The 26,552-nt window shown below is 67.8% G+C and carries 26 protein-coding genes; 7 read left to right on the plus strand and 19 right to left on the minus strand.

The annotated features are described in order from the left end of the window. Window positions 1–200: 200 nt before the first annotated feature. Together ACCC97_RS25890 and ACCC97_RS25895 are read right to left on the minus strand one after the other, a co-directional pair. The gene (locus ACCC97_RS25890) at window positions 201–701 is read right to left on the minus strand and encodes a hypothetical protein (RefSeq protein WP_007837908.1); all 501 of its coding nucleotides are present in this window, start codon (window positions 699–701) and stop codon (window positions 201–203) included. Next, on the minus strand, window positions 698–1,645 hold the full coding sequence (locus ACCC97_RS25895) for a LysR family transcriptional regulator (RefSeq protein ID WP_413335811.1): 948 nt from the start codon (window positions 1,643–1,645) through the stop codon (window positions 698–700). The genes ACCC97_RS25890 and ACCC97_RS25895 overlap by 4 nt, the downstream gene beginning before the upstream one ends. A 95-nt stretch (window positions 1,646–1,740) precedes the next feature. On the opposite strand from ACCC97_RS25895, the gene ACCC97_RS25900 reads away from it, so the two are divergent. Further along, a complete protein-coding gene (locus ACCC97_RS25900; RefSeq protein ID WP_413335813.1) occupies window positions 1,741–2,736 on the plus strand; it encodes an NAD-dependent epimerase/dehydratase family protein in 996 nt (331 codons plus the stop codon). A gap of 7 nt (window positions 2,737–2,743) precedes the next feature. Here the strand turns inward: ACCC97_RS25900 and ACCC97_RS25905 are convergent, their stop codons facing one another. From ACCC97_RS25905 to ACCC97_RS25925, 5 genes are all read right to left on the minus strand, one after another. After that, the gene (locus tag ACCC97_RS25905; protein ID WP_413335814.1) at window positions 2,744–3,688 is read right to left on the minus strand and encodes a glutaminase; all 945 of its coding nucleotides are present in this window, start codon (window positions 3,686–3,688) and stop codon (window positions 2,744–2,746) included. Continuing rightward, window positions 3,685–4,593 (minus strand): DMT family transporter, encoded by a 909-nt coding sequence (locus ACCC97_RS25910; protein WP_413335816.1) that lies wholly within the window; start codon window positions 4,591–4,593, stop codon window positions 3,685–3,687. The genes ACCC97_RS25905 and ACCC97_RS25910 overlap by 4 nt, the downstream gene beginning before the upstream one ends. Before the next feature lie 85 nt (window positions 4,594–4,678). Continuing rightward, a complete protein-coding gene (locus tag ACCC97_RS25915) occupies window positions 4,679–5,176 on the minus strand; it encodes a BON domain-containing protein (protein WP_007837902.1) in 498 nt (165 codons plus the stop codon). Next, entirely contained in the window at window positions 5,176–5,685 is a 510-nt protein-coding gene (locus ACCC97_RS25920; protein WP_042674233.1) for a flavin reductase family protein, read from the minus strand. The genes ACCC97_RS25915 and ACCC97_RS25920 overlap by 1 nt, the downstream gene beginning before the upstream one ends. 43 nt (window positions 5,686–5,728) lie before the next feature. Then, window positions 5,729–6,643 (minus strand): LysR family transcriptional regulator, encoded by a 915-nt coding sequence (locus tag ACCC97_RS25925; protein ID WP_413315043.1) that lies wholly within the window; start codon window positions 6,641–6,643, stop codon window positions 5,729–5,731. 73 nt (window positions 6,644–6,716) lie between these two features. Here ACCC97_RS25925 and ACCC97_RS25930 point away from each other — a divergent pair, with 73 nt between their 5' ends. Continuing rightward, window positions 6,717–8,705, plus strand: a complete 1,989-nt coding sequence (locus ACCC97_RS25930) for an alkyl/aryl-sulfatase (protein WP_413335818.1) — start codon at window positions 6,717–6,719, stop codon at window positions 8,703–8,705. Here the strand turns inward: ACCC97_RS25930 and ACCC97_RS25935 are convergent. Beyond that, complete coding sequence (locus tag ACCC97_RS25935) at window positions 8,687–9,916, minus strand: nucleoside recognition domain-containing protein (RefSeq protein WP_413335820.1); 1,230 nt, start codon at window positions 9,914–9,916, stop codon at window positions 8,687–8,689. The genes ACCC97_RS25930 and ACCC97_RS25935 overlap by 19 nt on opposite strands. A gap of 71 nt (window positions 9,917–9,987) precedes the next feature. Between ACCC97_RS25935 and ACCC97_RS25940 the strand changes: the two genes are divergently transcribed. Beyond that, complete coding sequence (locus ACCC97_RS25940; RefSeq protein WP_007837897.1) at window positions 9,988–11,565, plus strand: phospholipase D family protein; 1,578 nt, start codon at window positions 9,988–9,990, stop codon at window positions 11,563–11,565. 115 nt (window positions 11,566–11,680) lie between these two features. Next, on the plus strand, window positions 11,681–12,838 hold the full coding sequence (locus ACCC97_RS25945; protein ID WP_007837896.1) for an ABC transporter substrate-binding protein: 1,158 nt from the start codon (window positions 11,681–11,683) through the stop codon (window positions 12,836–12,838). A gap of 106 nt (window positions 12,839–12,944) precedes the next feature. Here the strand turns inward: ACCC97_RS25945 and ACCC97_RS25950 are convergent, their stop codons facing one another. From ACCC97_RS25950 to ACCC97_RS25985, 8 genes are all read right to left on the minus strand, one after another. After that, complete coding sequence (locus tag ACCC97_RS25950) at window positions 12,945–13,649, minus strand: ABC transporter ATP-binding protein (protein WP_007838284.1); 705 nt, start codon at window positions 13,647–13,649, stop codon at window positions 12,945–12,947. Continuing rightward, window positions 13,642–14,409 (minus strand): ABC transporter ATP-binding protein, encoded by a 768-nt coding sequence (locus ACCC97_RS25955; RefSeq protein ID WP_007838283.1) that lies wholly within the window; start codon window positions 14,407–14,409, stop codon window positions 13,642–13,644. Before ACCC97_RS25955 ends, ACCC97_RS25950 begins: the two co-directional genes overlap by 8 nt. After that, window positions 14,406–15,368: a branched-chain amino acid ABC transporter permease gene (locus ACCC97_RS25960; protein WP_007838281.1), complete on the minus strand. Its 963-nt coding sequence runs from the start codon at window positions 15,366–15,368 to the stop codon at window positions 14,406–14,408. Before ACCC97_RS25960 ends, ACCC97_RS25955 begins: the two co-directional genes overlap by 4 nt. A 127-nt stretch (window positions 15,369–15,495) precedes the next feature. Beyond that, a complete protein-coding gene (locus ACCC97_RS25965) occupies window positions 15,496–16,356 on the minus strand; it encodes a branched-chain amino acid ABC transporter permease (RefSeq protein ID WP_413335823.1) in 861 nt (286 codons plus the stop codon). Between the two features lie 19 nt (window positions 16,357–16,375). Next, on the minus strand, window positions 16,376–17,572 hold the full coding sequence (locus ACCC97_RS25970; protein ID WP_413335825.1) for an ABC transporter substrate-binding protein: 1,197 nt from the start codon (window positions 17,570–17,572) through the stop codon (window positions 16,376–16,378). 96 nt (window positions 17,573–17,668) lie between these two features. After that, on the minus strand, window positions 17,669–17,992 hold the full coding sequence (locus ACCC97_RS25975; RefSeq protein ID WP_007838275.1) for a 2Fe-2S iron-sulfur cluster-binding protein: 324 nt from the start codon (window positions 17,990–17,992) through the stop codon (window positions 17,669–17,671). 11 nt (window positions 17,993–18,003) lie between these two features. Further along, window positions 18,004–19,449, minus strand: a complete 1,446-nt coding sequence (locus ACCC97_RS25980; protein WP_413335827.1) for a glutamine synthetase family protein — start codon at window positions 19,447–19,449, stop codon at window positions 18,004–18,006. Between the two features lie 9 nt (window positions 19,450–19,458). Further along, the gene (locus ACCC97_RS25985) at window positions 19,459–20,793 is read right to left on the minus strand and encodes a Rieske 2Fe-2S domain-containing protein (protein WP_413335829.1); all 1,335 of its coding nucleotides are present in this window, start codon (window positions 20,791–20,793) and stop codon (window positions 19,459–19,461) included. 262 nt (window positions 20,794–21,055) lie between these two features. Here ACCC97_RS25985 and ACCC97_RS25990 point away from each other — a divergent pair, with 262 nt between their 5' ends. Then, complete coding sequence (locus ACCC97_RS25990; protein WP_007838272.1) at window positions 21,056–21,790, plus strand: GntR family transcriptional regulator; 735 nt, start codon at window positions 21,056–21,058, stop codon at window positions 21,788–21,790. Between the two features lie 87 nt (window positions 21,791–21,877). Here ACCC97_RS25990 and ACCC97_RS25995 read toward each other — a convergent pair whose 3' ends face one another. Continuing rightward, complete coding sequence (locus ACCC97_RS25995) at window positions 21,878–23,377, minus strand: amidase (protein ID WP_413335831.1); 1,500 nt, start codon at window positions 23,375–23,377, stop codon at window positions 21,878–21,880. Window positions 23,378–23,482: 105 nt separating this feature from the next. Beyond that, entirely contained in the window at window positions 23,483–24,289 is an 807-nt protein-coding gene (locus ACCC97_RS26000; protein WP_413315057.1) for a metallophosphoesterase, read from the minus strand. Window positions 24,290–24,414: 125 nt separating this feature from the next. On the opposite strand from ACCC97_RS26000, the gene ACCC97_RS26005 reads away from it, so the two are divergent. Continuing rightward, window positions 24,415–24,588: a hypothetical protein gene (locus ACCC97_RS26005; protein WP_413335833.1), complete on the plus strand. Its 174-nt coding sequence runs from the start codon at window positions 24,415–24,417 to the stop codon at window positions 24,586–24,588. Between the two features lie 9 nt (window positions 24,589–24,597). Here the strand turns inward: ACCC97_RS26005 and ACCC97_RS26010 are convergent, their stop codons facing one another. Further along, a complete protein-coding gene (locus ACCC97_RS26010; RefSeq protein WP_007838267.1) occupies window positions 24,598–25,578 on the minus strand; it encodes a LysR family transcriptional regulator in 981 nt (326 codons plus the stop codon). Window positions 25,579–25,701: 123 nt separating this feature from the next. Between ACCC97_RS26010 and ACCC97_RS26015 the strand changes: the two genes are divergently transcribed. Further along, window positions 25,702–26,244, plus strand: coding sequence for a hypothetical protein (locus ACCC97_RS26015; RefSeq protein WP_413335835.1), 543 nt, complete (start codon window positions 25,702–25,704; stop codon window positions 26,242–26,244). Window positions 26,245–26,552: the final 308 nt, after the last annotated feature.

Here is a 26,552-nt window from a genome sequence, read left to right on the forward strand (position 1 = left end):
GTTTCATGTGTTGTCTCTCCTTGGTGGGGCATGCGCCGCTAGGGTCTGTGAAAAAAAAAAAACCCCACCCCCGGGTGGGGCTTAAACCCGCGCGGGGCTTTCCGGTGGAGCAATGGGTTCGTGTCGTCGAAGCCGATTGTTCTCAACTCAGCGCGGGCTGCACATACGTCATTTCGCTGATTGCGTTGGTACCCGGTGCGTCAGCGCGGCCGCGCGTAGCCGGATTCGATCCACGCACTCGCGCTGCTGGCCGTGAGCCTGAACGCGGGCGACACGTTCAGGCTGGCGAGCTCGGAGTCGTCGGCATCGTCGTAGGCGCTGAGCGTGGCCGAGGGGTTGTCCTCGTCCGGCACGATGGCCAGCGCCACGCGCACGCGCCGGTCATCGCGCGTGGTGACGGTCACGCTCCTGTTGAGCGTGGCGTGCAGCTGCTGCTCGTGGCGGCGGATGACTTCGGCGGCGGTCTTCACCAGCGTGGAGAAGGCGGGGCCGTCGAGCGGCTTCGGATTCTTCTTGTCGCGGCCCATGGTCCAGGGGCCGACCAGTGCCGGCTCGGGGTCGCCGTGGCGCGTCATCTCGACGGCCCAGCCGTCGTCTTCCTCGTTCTTGATGATGCGGGCGGTCCAGCGGTCGTCGCGCCAGAGGCGGTCTTCCTGCAGGGGGAGGGAGTCGGAGTCGTTCGGTTCGGTAAGGTCGGTCATTCGGTGGCCTGGGTTCTCGCGGCGGCCATTTTCCCCTCTGTGCCGGCTACTTCCGGTGCGCCAACGTACTGTTGCAGTCCCTCGACCAGCGCGTCGAACGCGGCGCGGCAACGCGGGCTGTGGCGCAGGTCCTCGTGCATGGTGACCCAGGTGTCGAGTTTCATCGAGAAGGTGCGCGGCATCAGGCGCACCAGCGCGTCGCTGCGCCGGGCGAGGCCGACCTGGCAGATGCCGATGCCCGCACCCGCGCGGATCAGCGCCAATTGGGCCAGGTCGCTGTCAGTGCGCAGCGAGAAGGCGTCGCGGCCATAGCCCGGCCACGCCTTGCCCGCCTTGCGCACGAAGGCCGGCGGTTGGTCGTAGCCGATCACCGCATGCGCGGCCAGCGCCTCGAGCTTGCGCGGCGTGCCGTGGCGCGCCAGGTAGTCGCGGTGCGCGTGAAAGCCCAGTTCGATGTTGCCGATGCGGCGCGCCACCAGCTGCTCCTGCTTCGGGCGCACCATGCGCACGGCGATTTCGGCTTCGCGCCGCAGCAGGTCCTGCACGCGGTTGGTCAGCACCAGCTCGACCTTCAGCGCCGGATGCGCTTCGCGCAGCCGCGCCACGATGGGCGGCAGCACTTCCACGCCCATCACCTCGCTGGCCGACACCCGCACCACGCCGCGCACGCCCGCACCATGGCTGCTGGCGGCGCGCTCCAGCGAGGCCGCGGTGCTTTCCATGGCCTCGGCGTGGGTCTGCAAGGCCAGCGCCACCTCGGTCGGCAGCAGGCCGATCTGCGAGCGCGTGAAGAGCACAACGCCCAATGCCTCCTCGAGCGCGGCCACGTGGCGCCCGGCCGTGGGCTGGGTGATGCCCAGCGCGCGCGCGGCGCCCGAAAGCGAACCCTCGCGCAGCACGCCGAGGAAGGAGCGGTAGAGCTCCCAGCCGATGTTCGAAGTCATACAGAAATGTATAGCTGCTGGTTGATGTTCGGCAATTCCTTTTGAACCTCGCCAAATCCAGAATTCGTCCATCGACAACTGTTCTGGAGCATTTCATGGCACGCAACGACACGGTTCTGGTTCTTGGCGCAACGGGCGGCATCGGCGGCGAGGTGGCGCGCCAGCTGCGCGACGCAGGCTGGCAGGTGCGCGCACTCAAGCGCGGCGCGACCGAAGGCCGCAGCGACGGCATCACCTGGCTGGCCGGCGACGCGATGGATGCGCAGGCCGTGAGGCAGGCCGCGACGGGCTGCGCGGTCATCGTGCATGCGGTCAATCCGCCGGGCTATCGCCGCTGGTCGGAGCTGGTGCTGCCGATGCTCGACAACACCATCGCCGCCGCGAAGGCCGAGGGCGCGACCGTCGTGCTGCCCGGCACGGTCTACAACTTCGGCCCCGACGCCTTCCCGCTGCTGGCCGAAGACTCGCCGCAGCACCCGCTCACCCGCAAGGGCGCGATCCGCGTGGAGATGGAACGGCGCCTCGAAGACGCGAGCCGCCAGGGCGCCCGTGTGCTGATCGTGCGCGCCGGGGATTTCTTCGGCCCGAAAGCCGGCAACAACTGGTTCTCGCAGGGGCTGGTAAAGGCGGGGCAGCCGGTCAAGGCCGTGAGCTACCCGGGCCGCGCCGGTGTCGGCCACCAGTGGTCGTACCTGCCCGACGTGGCACGCACCATGGTCGAGCTGCTCGCGCGGCGCGACCGGCTCGAACCCTTCGCGTGCTTCCACATGGCGGGCCACTGGGACGCCGACGGCACGCGCATGAGCGGCGCCATCGGCAAGGTGGTGGCGCGGCGCACGCGCGGCACCGGCGCCGCGGTGCGCGTGTCGGCCTTTCCGTGGTGGCTGCTGACGCTGGCCTCGCCCTTCGTCGTCACCTTCCGCGAGATGCGCGAGATGCGCTATCTGTGGCGCACACCCGTGGGCATGGACAACGCGAAGCTGATGGCCTTCCTTGGGCGCGAGCCGCACACGCCGCTCGAAGAGGCGGTGGAGGCCGCACTGGAAGGCATGGGTTGCCTGGCCTCGGCGCCGTTGGCCGCCACGGCCTGAAGAGCGATCAGAACACCGACAGCCCCGTGCGCGCCACGAACATCTCGAGCGCCTTCATGCCCAGCAGCGAATTGCCGGTGGCGTCCAGCGCGGGCGACCACACGCACAGCGTGAGCTTGTCGGGCACCACGGCCACGACGCCGCCGCCCACGCCGCTCTTGCAGGGCAGGCCGATGGAAAAGGCCACGTCGCCCGCCGCGTCGTAGGTGCCGCAGGTGAGCATCAGCGCGTTGATGCGGCGCGTCTGCCGCTCGCCGGTGATCGCAGGCTCGCCGTCGATCGGGTGGGCGCCGTCGCGGCTCAGGTAGGCGGCGGCGCGCGCGAGCTGGCGGCAGCTCATGCGCAGCGCGCATTGGTGGAAATAGGTATCGAGCACGGGCGCGACGTCGTTGTCGATCTTGCCGAAGCTCTTCATGAAGTTGGCCAGCGCGATGTTGCGAAAGCCCGTGTCGGCCTCCGATTGCGCGACTTCGTCGTCGAAGCCGATGGGCTCGCCGCACAGGCTCGTCATGAGCGCGAGGATGTCGGCCTTGGCGCTGCCGCCGTTGGCCTTGGCGTGGCTCACCAGCCGGTCGGCCACTGCGATGGCGCCGGCATTGATGAAGGGATTGCGCGGCTTGCCCTGTTCGTTCTCCAGCTGCACCAGCGAATTGAACGGGTTGCCCGAGGGCTCGCGGCCGATGCGCTCCCACAGCGCATCGCCCATGCGCTGCATGGCGAGCGTGAGCGTGAAGAGCTTCGACACGCTCTGGATGGAAAAGGGCGTCTCGCAGTCGCCCGCACCGGCCTCTTCGCCCTCGCAGGTGCGCAGCGCAATGCCGAACTGCCGCGCATCGACGCGTGCCAGCGCCGGGATGTAGCTGGTGACGGTGCCGCCCTGGCCGAGCTGCGGGCGCAGGGAGGCAACGATCTCGTCGAGTACCGGCTGGAAATTCGTGGTGGTCTTGCTCATGCGCTGCGTTGTACCGCAGGCCGCCGGTTCACCAGCACGATGCCCAGCGCGACGCCGACCAGCGCCATCATCAGCTGCGCCGTGAGCGGCTCCTTCAGCAGCGCCACGCCGAACACCAGCGCGAACAGCGGCGTGAGAAAGGTGAAGGACGACATCTGCGTGGCCGGGTAGTGCCGCAGCAGCCACATCCAGGTGAGGTAGCTGGCGAAGGCGCCGATCACGGTCTGCAGGCCGATGGAGGTCCAGGCCCAGCTGGAGTACGAAAAACTCCAGTGCTCGCCGAGCGCGAGCGACACCACCGGGCACACCGCCGCCGTCACTGCCACCTGATAGAACAGCGTCTTCTCTGCACTGGCCGTGGCCAGCCGCGTGGTGCGCAGCGTCAGCGTGGTCAGGCCCCAGAGCATGCCGGCGGCCAGTGCCATCCCGTCGCCGACGAGCTGCGACGAACTCATGTGGCCGAAGCCCTCGCTGAAAGCCAGCACCACGCCCGAGAACGCGATGAACAGGCCCAGCCACTGGAAGCCGCGCAGCCGTTCGGCAGGCACCCAGCGCGGCAGCAGCAGCGACACCCAGAAAGGCGCGGTGTAGAGAAACACCGTGAGCCGCGAGGCGCTGGTGTGCTGCAGCCCCAGGTAGATGCCGGCGAACTCGCCCGAGAACAGCAGCCCCGCCAGCAGCCCCGGCCACAGCGTGCCGTCGCGCTCGAACAGCGGCACGCGCCGCCACACGCACCACAGCCACAGCAGCACGACCGCGCCGGTCATGCGGATCGAGGCCTGCCACAGCGGCGGCACCTCGGCCACGGTGGTCTTGATGAGGATCTGCTGCAGGCCCCAGAAGGCGCAGCAGGCAATGAGCAGGCCGATGGCGAGGCTGTCGAGATGGGTCTTGCGCTGGATCATTGGCGGGCGGTCGGTCACGGCGGATTGCCCGCCAGATTCATCCGATGATCGTACCGCGCCAGCGTGATCCGCGCGCAAGGCGCCGTCAGTTCGCGGCCCGAGGGTAGGGCGGCTTGCCGCGCGTGCCGACCATCAGGTCGGGCACCACGGTCTCGACGTCGGGCAGGGCGCGCGCGGCGCGTTCGAGCTTTTTCGCCAGCGCGGCATTGGGCACGCAGCCCTGCAGGTACACCCAGCGGCGCTGGATCATCACCCACACGCTGCCCTTGTTCACGCCCGGCACCGCCAGCAATGCGGCGCGCACCTTGGGCGCGAGCGGCTTGTCGTAGCGGTAGGCGTTGCTGTCGGTGCATTTGCCGGCCAGCCAGCAGCTGGTGCCGCGCTCCAGCCGCGAGTGGGTCTGCAGGCGGCGTTCCTCGGCCGTGTAGAACGGGCCTTCGGGCATCGCGCAGGCGGGCAGGCCTGCGGACACCTGGAAGAACGGATCGTCGAACCAGTTCTGCTTGAGCGGCCCCGCCGTTTCCTGCGCCATGCCGGTCTGCGCAGCGAGCAACAGGACGGACAACAGCGCAGGGCGTTTCATCACAAGGGATGCTCGGTATAGAAGCGCCCGCCGTGGAACAGCAGCGGCGAGGCGCCCGCATCGTGCGTGCAGCGCTCCACCTCGCCCACGAAGATCACGTGGTCGCCTTCGTCGTAGCGGCTGCGGTTGAAGCACTCGAAGCTGGCGGCCGCGCCCACCAGCACCGGTGCGCCGCCGAGGCCCTCGGTGAAGGCCACGTCGGCCCAGCGGTCGATGTTCTTGGCCGCGAAGCGTTCGGCCAGCGCCTTCTGGTTGGCCGCGAGGATGTTCACCGCGTAGTGCGAGCCGGTGCTCAGCGCGGGCATCGAGCCGGCCGCGCGCGCCAGGCTCCACAGCACCAGCGGCGGCGCAAGCGACACCGAGTTGAAGGAGTTGGCCGTGAGGCCGACCAGCGTGCCGTCGGCCGCGCGTGCGGTGACGATGGTGACGCCGGTGGCGAACATGCCGAGCGCTTCACGAAACTCGTCGGGCGAAAAGGAGGGCGGCTGGGCCCGGCGGGAGGTGGTCACTGAAAAAGGCGGCAAGGCTTGGAGGGCGGAGGACCATTTTGGCTCAGCGCCTGTCCGGCTGCTTGGCCGGGCTCATCAGCTCTGCCACCAGGCTGGCGTAGACGGTGGCGGCAGGTGAAAGCGTACGCCCTGCAAGGGTCACGAGGCTGTAGTGCGTCTGCATGTGCGCGAGGCCCGCGACCGGCAGCGGAACCAGCGCGCCCGTTTCGTGGCCCGGCCCCGGGGCGTCGGGGGCGAGGATCACCGCGTTGGCCGTGAGCGCGAGATGCCGCAGCGTGCCGGCGTCGTCGCAGGTCACGTTGAACACGCTGCGGTCGCCCCGTCGGGCCTGCCGGTCGAAATGCGTTGCCACCTCGGCCGGCAGGTGCGGGCCGGCCACGGGGTAGGCCATGATTTTCTCGAGCGTCGCCTGCCTCAGCCGCAGCAGCGGGTGCTTCGGCCGCACGAAGAACGACACCGGTACGTCGGGCAGGCGCGCGAGCTTCAGGCCGGGTTGCCGCTTCGTCAGGTCGCGCGTGTCGGCGATGAACAGGTCGAGCTGCCGGCGCTGCAGGCGCTCGCACAGGGTGACGGTGTCGGCCACTTCCATGCGCATCTGCAGCTGCGGGTGGCGCTGGGCCATGAGCGACAGCGCCACACGGCCCAGCGTGCCGGCGGCGAAGGGACCGAGGCCCACCGCGAGGCTGCCGATGGCGAGGCCTTCGAGCTGCAGCACGTCGCGCTCGATCTGCTTCGCGTCGGCCAGCAGTTCGCGGGCGCGCGCCAGCACCAGCTCGCCGGCCTGCGTGAAGCGCACGCTGCCGTAGGCGCGGTCGATCAGGCGCGCCTGCAGGCCCTCCTCGAGGTTCTCGATGCTGCGCGAGAGGGCGGGCTGCGACAGGTGCGAGGCCTGTGCCGCGCGGCCGAAGCTGCCCTGGTCGGCGAGGGCGACGAGGTGCTGGAGCTGGCGCAGCTGCATTTTGCGTTCTGGTTAAAAAGACAGCGCATATTTTGCATTTGCCAATGCTTGCAGCGCTTCGCAGAATTGTTGGATGACCCCTTCTTCCTTCTCCACCGCACTCGTTGCCCTGGCGTGCGCGCTGGGCGCATCGTCGATTTCCGCGCAGATCGCCCCCAAGGCGCCGCAGCCCTCCACCTTGCAGGCCAATGCAGACATGGCGAAGACGCTGCCCTTCGCCGACCGGCAGGACTTCGAGGACGCGATGCGCGGCTTCGTCGGCACCGTGCCAGATGCGCTCGTGCCCGGTGCCGGCGCGCGCCCTGTGTGGAGCATGAAGCCGTACGACTTCCTCAAGGCCGACGCGCCGGCCGACACCGTCAACCCGAGCCTGTGGCGGCAGGCGCAGCTCAATGCGATCCACGGCCTGTTCAAGGTGAGCGATCGCGTCTACCAGGTGCGCGGCTTCGACATCGCCAACATGACCGTCGTCGAGGGCGATACCTCGCTGATCGTGATCGACCCGCTGCTGGCCGCCGAAACCGCGCGCGCCGCGCTCGATCTGTACTACCGGCACCGGCCCCGCAAGCCGGTGGGCACGGTGATCTACACGCACGGCCATGCCGACCACTTCGGTGGCGTGAAGGGCGTGATCGACGAGGCCGACGTGAAGGCCGGCAAGGTGCAGGTGCTCGCGCCCGCGGGCTTCATGGAAACGGCCGTGGCCGAGAACATCCTCGCGGGCAACGCGATGAGCCGGCGCTCGCAGTACCAGTTCGGCTCGCTGCTGCCGCCGGGCGTGCGCGGGCAGGTCGACACGGGGTTGGGCAAGGCGCTGGCGCGCGGCACGGTCACGCTGATCGCGCCCACGGCCACCATCGACAAGCCGACCGAGGAGCGCACCATCGATGGCGTGCAGTTCGTGTTCCGCCTGGTGCCAGGCTCCGAGGCACCGTCGGAAATGCTCATGTACCTGCCGCAGTTCCGCGTGCTGGACATGGCGGAAGACGTGACGCACACCATGCACAACCTCTACACGATCCGCGGCGCCGAGGTGCGCGACGGCAACCTGTGGTCGAAGTACATCGACGAGGCGCGCGTGGCTTTCGGCGGCAAGGCCGAGGTGCTGATCGCCCAGCACCACTGGCCCACCTTCGGGCAGGAGCGCATCGTCGAGCTGCTGAAGAAGCAGCGCGACATGTACAAGTTCATCAACGACCAGTCGCTGCGCCTGCTCAACCAGGGCTACACCGCCGCCGACATTGCCGAGACGCTGCGCATGCCGGCGAGCCTGGAGCAGGAATGGTCGGCGCGCGGCTACTACGGCACGCTGAGTCACAACGCCAAGGCCGTGTACCAGAAATACCTGGGCTGGTACGACGCCAACCCCGCCAACCTGAACCCGCTGCCGCCTGTGGCCTATGCGAAGAAGACGCTCGAGTACATGGGCGGCGCCGATGCGGTGCTGGCCCGTGCGCGCGAAGACTTCGGAAAGGGCGAATTCCGCTGGGTGGCCAGCGCGATGAGCCAGGTCGTGTATGCCGATCCGTCGAACCGCGCGGCCCGCGAACTGGGTGCCGACGCGCTCGAGCAGCTGGGCTACCAGTCGGAGGCCGGCACGTGGCGCAGCGCCTACCTGGTGGGCGCGATGGAGTTGCGCAATGGCGTGCCGAAGATCCCGGCGGGCAGCAGCTCCAATGCCGACACGCTGAAGGCGGTGAGCAATGACCTGTTCTTCGACTTCCTCGGCGTGCGGCTCGATGCGGCCAAGGCCGAGGGCAAGAAGATGGTCATCAACTGGAACTTCACCGATTCGAACCAGCAGTTCGTGCTGACGCTGGAGAACTCGGCGCTGACCCACATCGCGGGACGGCAGCCGGGTGCAGACGCCACGGTGACATTGAGCCGGGCCACGCTCGACGCGGTCACGCTGAAGGAGACGAGCTTTTCTGCGGCGGTGCTCGCGGGCAAGGTGAAGATCGACGGGGACCGCGCGAAGCTGGCGGAACTGATGTCGATGCTCGACACCTTCGAGCCGATGTTCCCGATCGTCGAGCCCAAGGCTCAGCCGAAGAACCAGTAGCACACCGCGATGGCGGCCACCACGCCCGCCAGCTCGGCCAGCAACGCACACGCCACCGCATGCCGCGCGCGCTGGATGCCCACCGCGCCGAAGTACACGGCCAGCACGTAGAAGGTGGTCTCGGTGCTGCCCTGGATGGTGGCGGCCACCAGCGCGGGGAAGCTGTCGACGCCCTGGCTCTTCATGGTCTCGATCAGCATCGCGCGCGCCGCGCTGCCCGAGAAGGGCTTGACCAGTGCGGTGGGCATGGCGTCGACGAAGCGCGCGTCGAAGCCGCCTGCGTGTACCAGCCAGCGCAGGCCGCCGAGCACGACGTCGAGCGCGCCCGAGGCCCGCAGCACGCCGACCGCGCACAGCATCGCGACGAGGTACGGCAGCAGGTTCTTCGCGATGTCGAAGCCTTCCTTCGCGCCTTCGATGAAGCACTCGTACACCTTCACGCGGCGGATCGCCCCGGCCAGCAGGAACACCATGACCACGCCGAACAGCGTGAGGTTGCCCAGCAGCGACGACAGCGACGCGATGGCCGCCGCCGACAGCGTGCCCAGCAGCGCCATGAAGCCGCCCAGCAGCAGCGCGCCGGGCACGAGGTAGGCCAGCACCACCGGGTCCCACAGCCGCAGGCGCTGCGCCACCGCCACCGACAGCAGCCCGACCAGCGTCGAGGCGCTGGTGGCCAGCAGGATCGGCAGGAACACCAGCGTCGGATCGCCCGCGCCCTGTTGCGCGCGGTACATGAAGATGGTGACCGGCAGCAGGGTCAGCGACGAAGCGTTGAGCACCAGAAAGAGAATCTGCGCGTTGGTGGCCGTCACCGGGTCGGGGTTCAGCCGCTGCAGCTCGCGCATCGCCTTCAGGCCGATGGGCGTGGCGGCGTTGTCCAGCCCCAGCGCATTGGCCGCGAAGTTCATCGTGATGAGCCCGAGCGCCGGATGCCCCGCCGGCACGCCCGGCATGAGGCGCCGGAACAGCGGCCCCAGCAGCCGCGCCAGCCAGCCGACCAGCCCCGCCGCCTCGGCGATGCGCAGGAAGCCCAGCCACAGCGTGAGCGTGCCGAACAGCAGCACCATCACCTCGACTGCCAGCCGCGCCATCGCGAACAGGCTTTCGACCAGGGCCGCGAACACGGTCGGGTCGCCCCCCACGAGCCACCGCCCCAGCGCCGCCAGCGCCGCCATCCCGAAGAAACCCAGCCACAAGCCGTTGAGCACGCTTCTCTTTCCTTTTTTGCGGGTCGATCATAGGTCGCCGCTGCGGCCCGCCGCGAGCTACAGTTCGGGCCATGCGCGCTTTCATCGTTCGTCGTTTCGCCGCCTTCCTGGGCTTTGTTGCGGCCGCATGGCTGGCCGGCTGCGTCAGCCTGCCGCCGCCCGTGCCGCGCGCGAACGTCGCGGCGATCACCGACGTGGCGCAGACCGAGCTCGGGCAGCTGGCGGCCAAGGGAATGCCGGGCGGGTCCGCCGCGCTCTCGGGCTTCCGCCTGCTGCCAGAGGCGGCGTTTGCCTTCGACGCCCGCATCTCGCTCGCGCGGCATGCCGAGAAATCGCTCGACGTGCAGTACTACCTGATCCAGAAGGACGACGTCGGCCTGCTGCTGCTCAAGGAGCTGCGCGAAGCCGCCGCGCGCGGCGTGCGCGTGCGCCTGCTGGTGGATGATCTCTACACGGCCGGCGAGGACGAGGTCTTCAGCACGCTGTCGGCCTTCCCGAACATCGAGGTGCGGCTGTTCAACCCGCTGCCCTCGCGCGCCAATTCGCTGTCGGCGCGGCTGCTGTCTTCATTGACCGACTTCGGCCGCATCAACCATCGCATGCACAACAAGCTGCTGGTGGCCGACAACAGCTTCGCGGTGTCGGGCGGCAGAAATATCGCCAACGAGTACTTCATGCGCAGCACGGCGGCGAACTTCATCGACATGGACGTGCTGTCCAGCGGCCCCGTAGTGCGCCAGATGTCCGAGGGCTTCGACCGCTACTGGAACAGCGAACACGTGCGTCCCATCGAGCAGATCGCGCCGCTGCGCATGCCGGTGGAAGAGGCGCAGAAGCGCTTCGACGCCATCGCTCGCACCGCGGTGCCCGACGTGCCGATGCGCCCGCGCGACGTCCTCGACAAGCCGCCGGTGGGCCAGGAGCTGATCACCGGCGATGTCGATCGCCACTGGGCGCCGTTCAAGCTGTTCGTGGACGACCCCGAGAAGATCACGCGCAAGCCCGAGGCGGCCTTCGAGGGCAGCGTGACCGAGGGCGCGCTCGGCGTCATCAATTCGGCGAAGCGCGAGGTCAAGATCGGCTCGCCGTACTTCATTCCCGGCGCGCGCGGCATGGCGATGATGAAGAAGGCCATCGAGCAGGGCGGACGCATCACGGTGGTCACCAACTCGCTCGGTGCGACCGACGAGCCGCTCGCCTACGCAGGCTACGAGCGTTACCGCGCCGACATGCTGAAGATCGGCGTCACCATCTACGAGATCGCGCCCACGCTCACGGGGCGCTCGGGCCGGTTCGGGGATTTCGGCAAGTCGATCAGCCGGCTGCACGCCAAGCTCGCAGTGGTCGACGACGACCGGTTTTTCGTCGGCTCGATGAACCTCGACCACCGCTCGGCCGCCGTCAATACCGAAATGGGCCTCGTGATCGACAGCCCGGAACTGGTGAAGGACTACGACAAGCTGCTCGGCGGCGAGCGCCTCAACCTGGGCTACAGGCTGCGGCTCGGGCCCGACGGCCGGCGCGTGCAGTGGCTCGAGTACGACGATGCCGGCGGCGACATCGTCCACGAGGACGAACCCGGCGAATTCCTCTGGCTGCGCTTCAAGAACTGGCTGCTGCTGCCCATCGTGGGCGAGGAACTGTTGTAGACAGCTGACTGGCTGAGTCCGAACGTCCTTTCCAGGAGGAGGGAGTGCGTTACATTTCTAGTAGAAATGTGAAGTTTTGTCACTGCCCTTTGGAGGGCTCCTGGAGATTTCCCCCATGACCGTTCCTGTGCCGCGCGAATCGATTGCGCCGCTTTCCACCAGCCGTCGCCGTGCGCTGACCGGGCTGGCCGCAACCGCTGCAGCGGGCTTGGGATTTCCGGCGCTTGCGCAGACGCGGGCGGTGCGCGTCGGCGCTACCTTCGACAACAGCAGTGTCGAGAAGGCCAACGGGCAGGGTCTCTACCAGGGGTCGAGCGCGTTCTTCAACGCGCTGAACAAGGCGGGCGGCATCAACGGTACCAAGGTCGAGCTCGTGATTGCAGACGACACGTTCAAGCCCGAGGTGGCCAAGGCCAACGCGCTGGCCTTCGAGAAGGACAGCTCGGTGCTCGCGCTGGTGCATCCGCTGGGCACGCGCCAGACGGCCGCGGTGATGGATGCGGTCCCCGGCATCGCCGTGGTCGGCCCGATCACCGGCACCATCTCGCTGCGCAAGAAGGTTTCGCCGAACACCTTCTGGGTGCGCGCCAACTACGACCAGGAAGTCGACAAGCTCGTGAGCACGGCCATCGTGCTGGGCCAGAGCCGTATCGGCCTCGTGCATTCGGATGATCCGCTCGGCCAGTCGGTGCTGGGGGCCTTCAAGAATGCGCTGGTCAAGGCCAAGCTGGAGCCGGCGGTGATCGCGACCACGCCCAACACCACCAGCATGGAAGTCGGCCCCGCCGCCGACGCCATCGCCAAGGCCAAGCCGCAGGTCATCGTGGTCGGCCTGGCCGGCACGGCACCGGTGTTCCTGAAGGCATTGCGCGAAGCGGGCAACAGCAGCTCGGCCTACGGCCTGTCGATCACGGCCAGCGCGCTCGCGGCCATGGGCGACCTGGCGCGCGGCCTGGGCTTCGTGATCGTGGTGCCGTCGCCGTATTCGACCAAGTACGAGATCGTGCGCCGCTACCAGGCCGACATGGTGGCCAGCGGCGTCAAGGAGTTCTCGCTCACGAGCCTCGAGGGCTACATGAACGCGGCCGTGCTGGCGGAAGGCATGCGCCGCGCCGGCGGCTCGCTGACGCGTGCCTCGGTGATGTCGGGACTGGCGAGCATCGAGAACTTCGACCTGGGTGGGGTGAAGATCAACTACGGCCGCACGAACCGTGAAGGCGGCCAGTTCGTGGACGTGGCCGTGATCGGCAGCCGTGGGCAGATGCTGAGCTAGGCCTGGTCCTCCCCCGGGCTTCGCGCACTTCGTGTCGCTTCGCCAACCCCCTCGCCGGGGGCAACACCTGCGGCCCGGCAAAGCCGGTTCCGCGGTGTTCTGGCAATCAAACCCCGACGCCCAGCAAGCCTTCCAGCAGTTCCTGGTTCGAAGCCAGTTCGCTGCTGGGCCCCGCGTGCACGACGGTCCCGCGCTCCAGCACGATGGCCTTGTGGGTCATCTCCAGCGCCAGCACAGGGTGCTGCTCCACCACGATCGACGCCAGTCCTTCCGACTCGCACAAACGGCGAATAGCAGCAGCCAGCTCTTCCACGATGATCGGCGCGAGGCCCTCCATCGGCTCGTCGAGCAGCAGCAGCTTGGGGTTGGTCATCAGCGCGCGGCCGATGGCCAGCATCTGCTGTTCTCCGCCCGAGAGCTGGTTGCCGTAGTTGCCGCGCCGCTCGCGCAGGCGCGGGAAGAAGTCGTAGACGCGCTGGAGGTTCCAGCCGCCGAGCCGCGAGATCACGGTGAGGTTTTCTTCCACCGTGAGCGACGGGAACACCTCGCGCTCCTGCGGCACCCAGCCCAGCCCCGCACGCACGCGCTGGTGCGACGGCCAGCGCGAGATGTCGGCGCCCTGCCAACGGATCGCGCCCTGCATCACGCGGGTGTTGCCCATCAGCGTTTCCAGCAGCGTGGTCTTGCCCACGCCGTTGCGCCCGAGGATGGCGAGGCTCTCGCCTTGCTGCAGCGAAAAGTCGAGCCGGTCGAGCACGACGGCGTTGCCGTAGCCGGCGGTGATGCGGTCGAAGGCGAGTGCTTCAGGCATGGTGATGCGAGCTTCCCAGGTAGACCTCGCGCACGCGCGGGTCGGCGCCGATGTCCGAAGGCGTGCCCTCGGTGAGGATGCGTCCGCCGACCAGCACCGAGATGCGGCGCGAGAAGCGGAAGACGAGCTTCATGTCGTGCTCGATGAACAGCACGCTGATGTCCTGCGGCAGCGCCGCGATGGCCTCGAACAGCTCGCCGCTCTCGTCCTGCGGCACGCCGGCGGCGGGCTCGTCGAGCAGCAGGATGCGGGGCTTGGCCGCGAGCGCCAGCGCGATCTCGAGCAGGCGCTGCTTGCCGTAGGCCAGCTCGGCCACGGGCACGTCGGCCAGGCTGTCGAGCCTGAGCGTGCCGAGCAGCGCATGCGCTTCGTCGAACACCGCGCTGCAGCCCTTGAGCGGCCGCCACCAGGTGGCGCCCAGCCCTTCGCGCTCGCTGATCGCCAGCACCACCGACAGCAGCGGCGTGAGGCTGGGGAACAGCGTGTTGATCTGGAACGTGCGCGCCAGGCCCATGCGTGCGCGCTTGTCGCACGACAGGCGCGTGATGTCGCGTTCGCCCATGTGGATCGAGCCGCTGGTGGGCTTGAACACGCCGGTGAGCAGGTTGATGAGCGTGGTCTTGCCGGCGCCGTTGGGGCCGATCAGCGCTTGCCGCGCGCCGGGTTCGAGCGACAGGCTCACGTCGCTCACGGCCTGGAACGCGCCGAAGCGGATGCCCAGGCCCTGGGTGCGCAAGGTGTGCGTGGTGCTCGAGCTCATCGCGCCTTCCCCGTGCGAACGAAGCGCGACAGCGCGCCCATGATGCCGCCGCGGCCCAGCATGACCGCCGCGATCAGGAAGATGCCGAGCCAGAACATCCAGTACTGGGGGGTCATGTCGGCGAACCAGTCGTGCACGAGCATGTAGACGATGGCGCCGATCAGTCCGCCGTACAGACGGCCGGTGCCGCCCAGCACGAGGATGATGAGCACTTCGGCCGAGCGATTGAAGCCGATCGACTCGATGCCGACGAACTGCGTGGTCTGCGCCAGCAGCGCCCCCGCCACGCCGGCCACCGCGGCCGAGAAGGCATAGGCCATGCGCAGCCGCGCCTCCACCGGCGAGCCGATGGCGAGCATGCGCTTGCGGCTGTCGTGGATGCCGCGAAGAGCCAGGCCGAAGGGTGAGCGCAGCACCCGCCGCACGAGCAGGAACATCGCGAGCACCACGCCGAAGGCATAGCCGAAGGCGGTCTTGCCGTAGAGGTCGAAGTCGAAGAGGCCGAGCACGGGTGCAATCGCCACGCCTTGCAAGCCGTCGGTGCCACCGGTAATGCCCGAGAGGCGGTTGGCCACTTCGAACAGCAGCACGCACACGCCGATGGTGATCATGAGCCGTGTGAGGTCGGCGCCGCGCACGACGAGGTAGCTCAGCACATAGCCCAGTACGCCGCACACCGCGAGTGCGAACAGCAGGCCGGTGAAGGGCTCGCTCCAGCCGTACTTGGCGAGCAGGCCGGCCGCGTACGCACCAGCACCGAAGAAGGCCGCATGGCCCACGGTGAGGATGCCCGCATAGCCCAGCGCCATGTCGAGCGACACCGCGAAGAGGCCGAAGATCATCACCTGGCTCATCAGCGTGAGCTTGTCGGGCAGCAGGAAGAAGCTCGACGCCAAAGCCAGCCAGAAGGCGATTTCGGCAGCGCGCAGTTGAGTGGGGGAGAGGGTGACTGGCTTCATGCGCGTTCTATCGCTTGTGCTTGTCTTGAGCGCTGCTGTTCGGGGTGCGTGCACAGGGCGTCGGGTACTCCCCCTCCGCGAATGTCCACCGTGTCGGCGTGAGTGCACCCCGAAGGAAACGCGCACATCATGCGAGCCCCTTCTTCGCGACGATGCCGTTGGGCCGCACCAGCAGCATGACGATCATGAAGACGTAGATCAGAAAGGCGCCAGCTTCAGGCAGGTAGTACTTGCCCGCCACGTCGACGATGCCGACCAGCAGCGCCGCGATGAACGGCCCGGTGACGGTGCCCGCGCCGCCCACGCACACCACCATCAGAAAGTAGACGAGGTACTTGAGCGGGAACGACGGCTCCAGCCCCAGCATGCCGAGGCTCAACGCACCGCCAAGACCGGCGAGGCCGCAGCCCAGGGAGAAGGTCAGGAAGAACAGGCGCTGCACGTGAATGCCGGTGCCGCCCGCCACGCGCTGGTTGTCCACCGCCGCACGCACCATCGCGCCATAGCGCGTCTTGCCCAGGCCCAGCAGCAACGCAAGCAGCACGGCCACGCCGCAGACGATCAGGAACAGACGGTAGCGGCCCACCTCCAGGCCCAGCAGCGACACCTGGCCGTCGAGTGCCGGCGGCAGCGTGAAGGGCTGCATCGTCGGGCCGAAGAAGTACGTGAACGCGGCGATCGACACGAACACCACGCCGATCGACAACAGCACCTGGTCGAGCGGGTGCGCGCGGTACAGCCGCCGGTAGAACACGAACTCCAGCACCGCGCCCACCACCGCCGCCGACACGAAGGCCGCTGCCAGCGAGAGGCTGAAGCCCAGGCCGAAGTGGTTCATCAGCACGCTGGCCGTGTAGCCGCCCACCATCGCGAAACTGCCGTGCGCGAGGTTGACGAAATTCATGAGCCCCATCGTGATGGACAGGCCCACGCCGATGAGGAACAGGAGCATGCCGTAGGCCACTCCATCGAAGATCACGATGCCCATGAATTTCCTGCTGGCTTGCTTACTTGGCGGCGGCTTCCTTGGCCGGGTCTTTCACGCGGTCGAACTTGTCGAACTCGACGTTCACCAGCTGGCCGTTCACGCGCTCCGTCTTGCGGATGTAGACGGTCTGCACGATGTCGCGCGTGGCCGCATCGATCTCGATCGGGCCGCGCGGGCTCTCGAAGCTCAGGCCCTTGAGCGCGTCCATGAACTTGTCGCCGCCGGTGTCGCCCTTGGTCTTGGCCAGCGCGAGGTCGATGGCGGCCATGGCGTCGTAGGCGGTCACGGCAAAGTAGCTCGGGCGCAGCTTGGTGCCGTTGTCGGCGGCGAAGTCCTTCACGAACTTCTGGTTCTTGGCCGAGGGGTGCGCGAAGGAGTAGTGGTGGCTGGTGACCAGGCCCAGCGCCACGTCGCCGGTGGCGTCGAGGTAGCTGTCGTCGGTGGCCTCGCCGGTGGCGTAGAGCTTGATGCCGGCCTGTTCCATGCCGCGCTCCTTCCACACCTTCAGGAAGGCCGGCGGCATCACGCCCGAGGGGAAGAAGAAGAACACGGCCTGGGGCTTGGCATCCTTGATGCGCTGCACGTAGGCCGAGAAGTCGGGGTTGTTCATCGGCGTGCGCACTTCGCCCGAGACCTTGCCGCCGCCGGCGGTGAAGGTCTTCTTGAAGGCGGTTTCCGCATCGACGCCCGAGGCGTAGTCGGCCACGACCGTGTACGCGTCCTTGATGCCTTCCTTGAGCATGTAGCGCGCCATCGGGTCGGTGACCTGCTGCACGGTGAACGACAGGCGCGCCACGTAGGGCGAACTGGTGGTGATGGCCGAGGAGGCGGCGTTCATCACGATGGTCGGGATCTTGGCCTGCGTGGCGATGGCGCCCACTGCGTATGCGTTGGGGCTGAAGTCCAGGCCGGTGAGGATGCTCGCCTTGTCGCGCACGATCAGCTCCTGCGCGATGCGCTTGGCGGCGTCGGGCGCGGGGCCGGCGGTGTCTTTCTTGATGATCTCAACCGTGCGGCCACCGACCTTGCCGCCATGCTCCTTCAGATAGAGCGCGATGCCGGCGTCGAACTGGCGGCCGTAGTCGGCGTAGGGGCCGGAGTAGGTGGCAATGAGGCCGATGCGCAGCGGCTCGTCGGCGGCCTGCGCCGCGGCACCCAGCAGGCCGAGGCCGGCCAGCAGCAGGGTCGAGAGGATGGTTCTCTTGGTCATCGTCATTGGAAAACGCCTTTCAGGTGGAATGGATGCGGCCGCTCGGGCGCCGCTGTCGTGTAACCGGATGTGCAAAGCGGGCGATGATGCCCGAGCCGCGCTTCAGATCTGGGTATCGGGCACGCGCACCGTGAGGCCATCGAAGGCCGTGGTGATGTTGAGCTGGCAGCTCAGGCGCGAGCCAGGCTTGCGCTCGGAGGCGACGGCGTCGAGCAGCGCGCTCTCCATGTCGTCGGGCGGTGGCAGCAGGTCGACGAAGGCGTCGTCCACGTAGACGTGGCAGGTGGCGCAGGAGCAGCAGCCGCCGCACTCGGCGTCGATGCCGCGCACGTTGCCGCGAATGGCGGTCTCCATCACGCTGGCGCCGACCTTGGCGTCGACCGCGCGCGTGGCGCCGTCCTTGAGGATGTAGTGGATCGTGGGCATGGGTCTCGGGGCTAGAACATGTCGAAATACTCTCGGTGCTCCCATTCCGAGACCTCGAGGTTGAAGCGGGCGATCTCCGCTTCCTTGATGTGGCAGAGGTAGTCGACGAAGGTCTTGCCCATCTGCGCGTTGAGCATTTCGTCGCGGCGCAGGCAGGCCAGCGCCTCGCCCAACGAGCGCGGCAGTTGTTCGGCCGGCGTTTCGTAAGGCGCGTCGGCCGAAGGGCCGGGGTCGGTCTTGTGGTGGATGCCGTCCAGGCCCGAGAACAGCTGCGACGCGAGGTACAGGTACGGATTGGCCGTCGGCTCGCCCACGCGGTTCTCGATGCGCGAGGCGTTCTGCCCCACCCCGCCGAGCACGCGCAGCATCGCGCCGCGGTTGTCGCGTGCCCAGATCGCACGGTCGGGCGCGAGCGAGAAGGGGCGGTAGCGCCGGTAGCCGTTGATGGTGGGGCTCGCCAGCGCCGCCGCGCCGCAGGCGTGCGCCTTCAGGCCCCCGAGGTAGTGCATGCCGATTTCGCTCAGGGTCTGGCCCTCGGCCTGCGGCATGAACGCGTTCACACCGTCGCTCTTGCGGCGCAGCGACTGGTGCAGGTGCCAGCCGCTGGACATCACGTTCGGGATCTTCGGGCGGCACATGAAGGTGGCATGCAGGCCGGCGCGCTGGCAGATCTGCTTGATGGCGCTGCGCAGCAGCACCATGGTGTCGGCGGGCATCACGCCGGCGGTGGGGCCGAAGGTCAACTCGAACTGGCTCGGGCCGAACTCGATCTCGAGCGAACGCAGCGGCAGGCCGAGCGCGATGAGGTTCGAGCGCAGCAGCTCCATCAGCGTGTCGACGCGGTCGTAGCGCAGCTCGGTGAGGTACTGGTGCCCGTGCGACAGCAGCGACACGCGCGGCGGCTCGCCCGGCTGGCCCGAATCGGACAGGCCCATGCGCGCGTCGTCGAGCTTGAAGACGTGGAACTCCACTTCGAGGCCGGCGATGAAGTCCAGACCCAGCTCGTCGAGCTGGCGCACCGCGCGCTGCAGGATCTGCCGCGTCGCGAAGGGGCAGGGCGTGCCGTCGGCCATGTAGGCGTCGCACATCACCCAGCCGGTGCGCGACGACCATGGCAGCACCTTGAACGTGGCGGGGTCCGCCACGATGGTGAAGTCCGCGCCGCCCTGCAGGCCTTCGATGGCGAAGCCGCCGCCTTGCGTGAACACCGGGAACACGGTCTTGTGGGATGTGTCCTTGGCCAGCAGGGTGGAGGTGAGGTTCACGCCTTCCCAGAGGGCCGAGCGCGCCTCGGCGGCGACCAGCGTCTTGCCGCGGAGGATGCCGTGCTGGTCGGGCCAGGCGAAGCGGACGAGGTCGACCTCGCCGCTGTCGATGCGGCGCACCAGTTCCCTGGCTTGCGCGTGCTGGTCGTCGGACCAGAGACCGAAGCGGTCGACGAATGTGTGGCTGGTCATGGCGCGTGTTCAGGCAGCGAGCCGTGCAGAGGCCCAGTCGGACTTCAGGCGGCGCGCGCGGTCGGCGTCCTGCCAGTAGGCCTCGGTGGCGGCTTCGTCGCTGATGTTGCGGCCGATGCCGTCGATGGAGGGCGGCCCGGTCATCGCGCTGGCCTGTGCGGCGTCGATGAGCATCGGTGCGCTCTCGCCGGCCAGCGTGGCCTCGATAGCCTTCACCAGCACGCGACGGTAGGCAATGATGCCCTTGTCGGTGCTGCCCAGGTGCTCGCGCGTGCGGTCCTGGATCGGGCCCTGCGACTCCACCGCCCATTGGTCGTGCACGTTGATGTCGTCGCCCATGCCGGTGTAGGTTTCGGTCAGCTGCTCCTCGATGCTGTAGCCGTAGTTGTTGCGCTTGTTCTTGCGCGAGGTGTAGTCGGGCAGCTCGTAGAGCTTCAGGCGCTGGTCGCGCATCTGCTGCTTGTCGACCGGGCCGGTGAAGCTGGTGAAGATGGCGTACCAGTAGCAGTGCGTGTCGTCCACCGGCACGTGCCATTGCGAGATGGTCATCTCCGCGCTCATCGGGATCACGAAGGCCTGCGGGAACACCACGTTGGTCACGCGCACGTGGGTGGTGTCTTCGGACAGCTTGCGCAGCGCCTTCAGGCGAAAGCCGTAGTCGGTGGGCTCGACGCTGATGTCGGGCCGGTCGTACTCGCGCAGTACCTTGGTGATGGGCATGTCGGAGTCGGCCGAGGCGCCGCGGAACTGCTTGCCGTAGCTCTCGGAGGTGTCTTCGTCCTCGAAGAAGCGGTGCAGGTACGAGGCGTGCGCCGGGTCGATGCCCACCTCGAGCGCCTGCAGCCAGTTGCACTCGAACAGGCCCTTGAAGGCGAAGGTGTGGCTGTCGGGCGCCACGAAGCAGTCGAACTCGGGGAAGGCCGGGGGCTCGCCCTCGCCGATGTACGCGAAGACCACGCCGGCCCTCTCGACCACCGGGTAGGCCGATTGCTTGATGCGGCTGCACAGCTTGCTGGTGGCGGGCTCGGCGGGGGTCTCGAGGCAGTTGCCCTTGGCGTCGAACAGCCAGCCGTGGAAGGCGCAGCGGATGCCGCCGTTCTCGAGGCGGCCGAAGGCGAGGTCGGCGCCGCGGTGCGGGCAGTCGCGGTCGAGCATGCCGAGCTGGCCGCTCTCGTCACGGAACAGGACGAAGTCCTGCCCCATGAGCTTCACCGGCTTGACCGGGCGCGGGCCCGCCAGTTCGTCGGCCAGGGCCACCGGCTGCCAGTAGCGGCGCAGCAGCTTGCCGGCGGGGGCGCCGGGTCCGACGCGGGTGAGAAAAACGTTCTGCTCTGCGCTGATCATCGTGCGGGCTCCATCGTGGGGACTGTGGAAAGAGGCTTGCATTTATTGCATGCAACTGTATGCATTCTCTTGGTGATCCTCGATCCAGGTCAAACTTTCATCTGCGATTCAGCCCCAATCTGGGGCTTGGGAAGGCAAAAATCAGGGTAAATGCTGAGCGTATCGTCGGTTTTTGACACTTGTCTCTTAGTTGTGCATGCAACATCCGAGCCAGGCTAAATATGCTGCGTGCAATGGCGGGTGTGTCTCCTAGAATTCGGCGATGGACTCCCAACAATCCCGCGTGCTCGTGCAACTGCGCGACATGATCCTCAAGGGCGAATTCGTGCCCGGAGAGCGGCTGGCCGAGATCCCGCTGGCCGAGAAGCTCGGGGCCTCGCGCACGCCGGTGCGGCTGGCGCTGGCCAGCCTGGAGCACGAAGGGCTGATCGAGCAGTCGCCCTCGGGCGGCTACCAGATGCGGCGCTTCACCTCGCAGGAAGTGGCCGACGCCATTCGCGTGCGCGGCGTGATCGAAGGCTTCGCGGCACGCCTGCTGGCCGAGGACGGTGCGCCGCGCCAGCTGCTGCGCGACCTGAAGGATTGCCTGGAAGCCGGCGACCGCGCGGTGAACAAGCCCAGCATGGAGATCGACGACTACGCGGCCTACGTCGAGATGAACGACCGCTTCCACAAGCTGATCGTCGACGGATGCGGCAACCTCGCGCTCAAGCGCGTGATGGACATGCTGGGCGGCCAGCCTTTCGCCGCGCCGAGCGCCATGCTGCCAATGCAGTCGTCCATGGAAGAGGGCCAGCAGTGGATGCGTCAGGCGCACCGCACGCACCACGCGATGGTGCAGGCCATCGAGCGCGGCCAGGGCTCGCGGGCGCAGGCGCTGGGCGAAGAGCACGTCGAGATCGCGCGCATGAACCTCGACTACGCGCTGGAGCGGCCGGAGCTGGCGGCCGAGCTGATGCCCGGCATTCGCCTGGTGTCCAAGGGCCGCAGCGCCTGAGCGGGCAAGGGCTGTTTCGCCGATCCGTCGGCATCCGCTGCGCCTGCCAGGACTCGCGAAGAGGCCGTCGCGCAGGCGGGTGCCGTATCAGCTGCTGAGCGCGCGCCGCGGCGTCACCACGGCTTCCACCGCCGCGCCGACCGCGAGCAGCCGGTGGTCGGTGTTGCCGATGCCGGCCACCATCAGCCCGACCGGCGCCGTGCCGACGTCGTGGCAAGGCACCGAGAGCGCGCAGCCGTCGAACAGATTCACCACGGAGGGGTTGCGCAGCATGCGGGCATTGATGCGGTAGTAGGTGTCGTCGTCCTTCAGCACGTCGGCGATCGGTGGTGCGATGTCGGGCGTGGTGGGCATCAGCATGGCGTCGTAGCCGGCGGCCGCCGTGTTGATCGAGCGGATGAACTGGCGGCGCAGCGCCTGCAGCTGCAGGTAGTCGGGCGCGGTGATGGTTTCGCCTGTCTTGATGCGGGCGAGCACGCGCGGGTCGTACTTGGCGGCGGCGTTCTTGATGAAGTCGCGGTGCCAGGCGAAGGCCTCGGCGGCGGTGATCATGCCGCGCGGGTTGATGGTCGGCGCCTTCGCGAACTCGGCCATGGGCAGTTCGGTGACCGTGGCGCCGGCGGCCGAGAGCTTGGCCAGCGCCGACGCGAAGGCCGCGGCCACGGGCGGCGACAGGTCGTCCTGGAAAAAGGTCTTGGGCACCGCGAAACGCAGGCCGCGCAACGGCAGCACGCGCAGCGGGCGCGGCAGTTCGGCGGCCAGCACGGAGTCGAGCAGGGCGCAGTCCTCCACCGTCCAGGCCATCGGTCCGGCCGAGTCGAAGGAGGTCGACAACGGCATCACGCCGTCCAGCGGAATGCGCCGCTGTGTCGGCTTGAAGCCCACCAGCCCGTTGAGGGCGGCCGGAATGCGCAGCGAGCCGCCCGTGTCGGTGCCGATGGCGCCGGCCGCCATGCCGTCGGCCACCGAGATCGCGCCGCCCGAAGTCGAGCCGCCCGGGATGCGGCCGGTCGCGCGGTCGTAGACGTTCTTCGGCGTGCCGTAGTTCGGGTTGATGCCGAGGCCGGTGTAGGCGAACTCGACTGTATTGGTGCGCCCGATGATGATCGCGCCGGCGCGCCGCAGCCGCTCGACCACGAGGGCATCGCGCGCCGCCGGCGGCTGGCCGGCCAGCACTGTCGAGCCGCCGAGCGTGGTGATGCCGGCTTCGTCGAACAGGTCCTTGAGCGAGATCGGGATGCCGGCGATCGGCGAAGCGGCCGCGCGGCCGCTCTTGCGTTCGGTGTCGAGCTGCGCCGCAGCGGCGCGGGCCGAGTCGGCGTGCACGCGTATGAAGGTTCGAGCGCCTTCGCCGGCCGGGTTCTGGATGGCGGCCAGCGCTTCCTCCACCAGTTGGCTGCTGCTGAGGGAGCCGGCGGCGAGGCGGCGTGACATCTCGACCATCGACAACTGGCCCATGGCCTTGCCCGCGCCTTCGCCCGGACCCTGGGCGAAAGCCCGTGGCCAGACACCCAGCAGGCCGGTGGCAGCGGCGGCGCCCGCGGTCTGTTTCAGGAAAGTGCGTCGTTGTTCTTGCTGTTGCGTCATGGCGCTCTCCTCCATCGGTGAGATGGGCTCGGATCAGTCTACACAGCGGCAGTGGCGCGTACGTTGCCGGCCGTTACCGTGTTACAGCGCGTGCCGATGTTCTTTTCAGCGCACGTCGATCAGCAGGTGGGGCCTGAAGCCCTCCTGCTCGCCATTTCGCGCGTAGCCCAGCGGATTGGCTACCACGCGGCAACCATTCTTCACATAGTCGGAAGGGCAATGCAGATGACCGTGCAGCCACAGCTTGGCGTGGGGCAGCAGTTCGTCCAGCGCATTGCAGAAACCGGCCGTGCCGGGCGTCAGGCCGTAGCGCGGGTCGCCGCTCTCGAGACTGGGTGCGAAGTGGGTGATGGCCACCGTGGTGCCGTCGAAAGGCTCGGCCAGCGCCTCGGTGAGCCAGGCCTGGCAGGCCAGCGCCTGGTCCCGCAGCTGGGGGGCGAGGAAGAGTTCGCCGTTACGCATGGTGGCCGCTTTTTCAAGGTAGAAATCGGCCGCGCGCATTGCCTTGCCGCGTTTCTTGAGCGCCTCGGCCAGGCTGTCGGCGGGTTCGGCCAGCGCGTCGAAATCAGCCCACAGCGTCGTGCCGACAAAGCGGATGCCGTCGATCACCCGCGTTTCGCGCTCCAGCCAGAGGATGTCGAGCTCCTCGCAGAGTGCGCGCAGGCGGCCGTGGGTCTCGTCGAAATCGAGGTTGTCGTATTCATGGTTGCCTGGCACATAGACCACCGGCACCGGCCAGCCGTTGCGGGGCGAAAATCGGCCCAGGCCGAAGTCGGCATCGGTCAGGCGGGAGCCCTGCTGGTAGGAGCCGATGTCGCCCGCAAGGATCAGCATGTCGGCACCCGGCACGGGCTCGGCATGGAAGCGGGGATGGGACTCCAGGTGCAGGTCGGAGAGCAGTTGAAGCTTCATCGTCGGGGCAGTCTAGGTGAATTGCCCCATGCATGAAGCGCATAAGGCTTGGCTTGAATTACTAGGGATAACCCTTATTCTTGAACCATCAACCACTCCAGCGCCGCCACGAGCCGCGCACTGTCATGTTCAGCCTCATTGCCCAAGTGGCCCGTTTCTTCCGTTCCACCGCTGCCAACGCCCCGGCCAGCCATGCCGCCGCGCTGATGGAAAGCGCCGACATGCGCGCCGGCCGTGGAGCCCACGACGCGCAGGAACTGCGCGCCGCCGCCTCGGCCTGGCTCAGCGTCGTTCGCTGATCTCTCCGGTCAGCCGGGCACCTTCTGCCCAAGGACCGACCCGGCGAAAGCCGCGGCTGCCGAGCGCAACAACGCCGTTCGCAGCCATTCGTGCGCATGCCCGTGCTGGGCGCGCCGGTGCCAGATGGCATCCACATGCACCGGCGGCTGGTCGAAGGGCAGGTCGCGCAGCACCAACTGGTCGTCGATGCCGGTCACGGTCACGAAGTGGCGCGGCAGCACTGTCAGCAGGTCAGAGTTGGCGACCACCCGTCCCGCCGTGAAGAACTGGTTCACCGTCACCACGATGCGCCGCTCACGGCCCAGGGCGCCCAGCGTCTGGTCGATGAAGCCGTATGGCCGCCCCGAAAAACTCACCAGCAGGTGCCGCGCCGCGCAATAGTCGTCGAGCGTAAGGGGCGCGTTGGCCAGGGGGTGCCCGCGCCGCATCACGCATACATACTGGCCCAGGTAGAGCCGCTGGGTTTCAAACGCGACCCCCGCGCCGGACTGCCCGCGCGCCGCGAGGCTCGCGATCACTGCCGGGAAATAGCCGACGGCCACATCCACCTCTTCCAGTTCCAGCATGCGGCGGGGGTCGCGCGTGGTCAGCGGGAGCACGCGCAGCGAGATGGCAGGCGCCTCCTTTTCGGCGATCTGTACCAGTCCGGGGACCAGTTCGGCCGCGGTGGCATCGGCCATCGCTAATAGGAAGGTGGTGTCGGCAACCCCCGCATCGAACTCGCCGGGAGCCAGCGTGTGCTGCAGCTGGCGCAGAGCGTCGCGCACTGTCGGCCACAGCGCCAGCGCGCGCGGCGTGGGTTCGACGCCGGCGCCGGAGCGGCGCACTAGCTCGTCTCCCAGCACTTCGCGCAGGCGCCTCAGTGCGTTGCTCACCGCCGGTTGCGTGATCGAGAGGTTGCGGGCGGCGCGCGTGAGGTTGCGCTCCGCCATCACTTCGTCGAAGACGCGAAGCAGGTTGAGGTCGAGCGTGCGAAAGTTGACGTCCATCAATCCTGTGAATGATAAACATCAGAAAGATAAAGTTGATGCGCACTAGGGTAAGCCCTAATATCACTGCATCGGCCTTGTTCGCCACCACTGATTACCACACTGTCCCAGGAGGGATGCATCATGACCAGCTTCGTTCACGTTGACCAACCTACTGTCCACCCCGGCGTGCGTCGCGCCGAAGTCATGTTCGGCCAGATCCAGGCCGCTCGCGCCGGCGTCAACGGCGCCCGCCCGCTCGTCGCGCTGCTGATCGTCGCCATCGCGGCGGCGGTGCTGGTGGTGACCGACTCCCTCGTTTCCAATTGGAACGAAGGCGGCCTGCTCGCTGTCTGGGCCGTGTTCTGCCTCACTGCCATTGCCTTGTTCGCGCTGTTCGCAGGCTCGGTGCGCCAAAGCAGCATCGCTGGTGCCTGGCGCGCTGCCGCCGAACGCCGCGCCGCTGCCCGTGCCGACGCCCGCTTCCTGGAAACTGCCCAGAACGACCCGCGCATCATGCAAGAGCTGCAGGCTGCGATGTGGCGCCAGCAATCGGAAGGCACAGTGCCTGCCGCCGAAGCTGCCAAGATCGACGCACTGGCCCGCACCAGCGCCCGCTCGCAGCAAGTGCGCATGCTCACGCTGTATGAAGCGATGCGCCGCATGAACAGCTCGCGCTATTACTAAGCAGCAACCTGCTGAATGCGAAAGCCGCTCTTGAGCGGCTTTTTTCTTGTCTGTATGGAGAGAGGTGGACTCGTTCACCTGAAGGGGAGGAGGCCCTCGATGACTTTCGGAAGGCTTCTTTGAAGGCCGAGCGAAAAAATCCCCGAAGGTTGACGATGCGGGCAAAAACGATGCATAATCGAAGGCTGCGCTGACAACGCCTTCGGGTGTTATGAGTAGGCGGTCCTCCTGGGAGTTCTGCTTGCGAGTCGGCAAAGAAAGTCTTCAAAAAGTTTGACTGGTCTTAAAAAACCGGTGCATAATCGAAG

This window comes from Variovorax sp. Varisp85, assembly GCF_047304045.1.
Taxonomy (GTDB): Bacteria; Pseudomonadota; Gammaproteobacteria; order Burkholderiales; family Burkholderiaceae_C; genus Variovorax.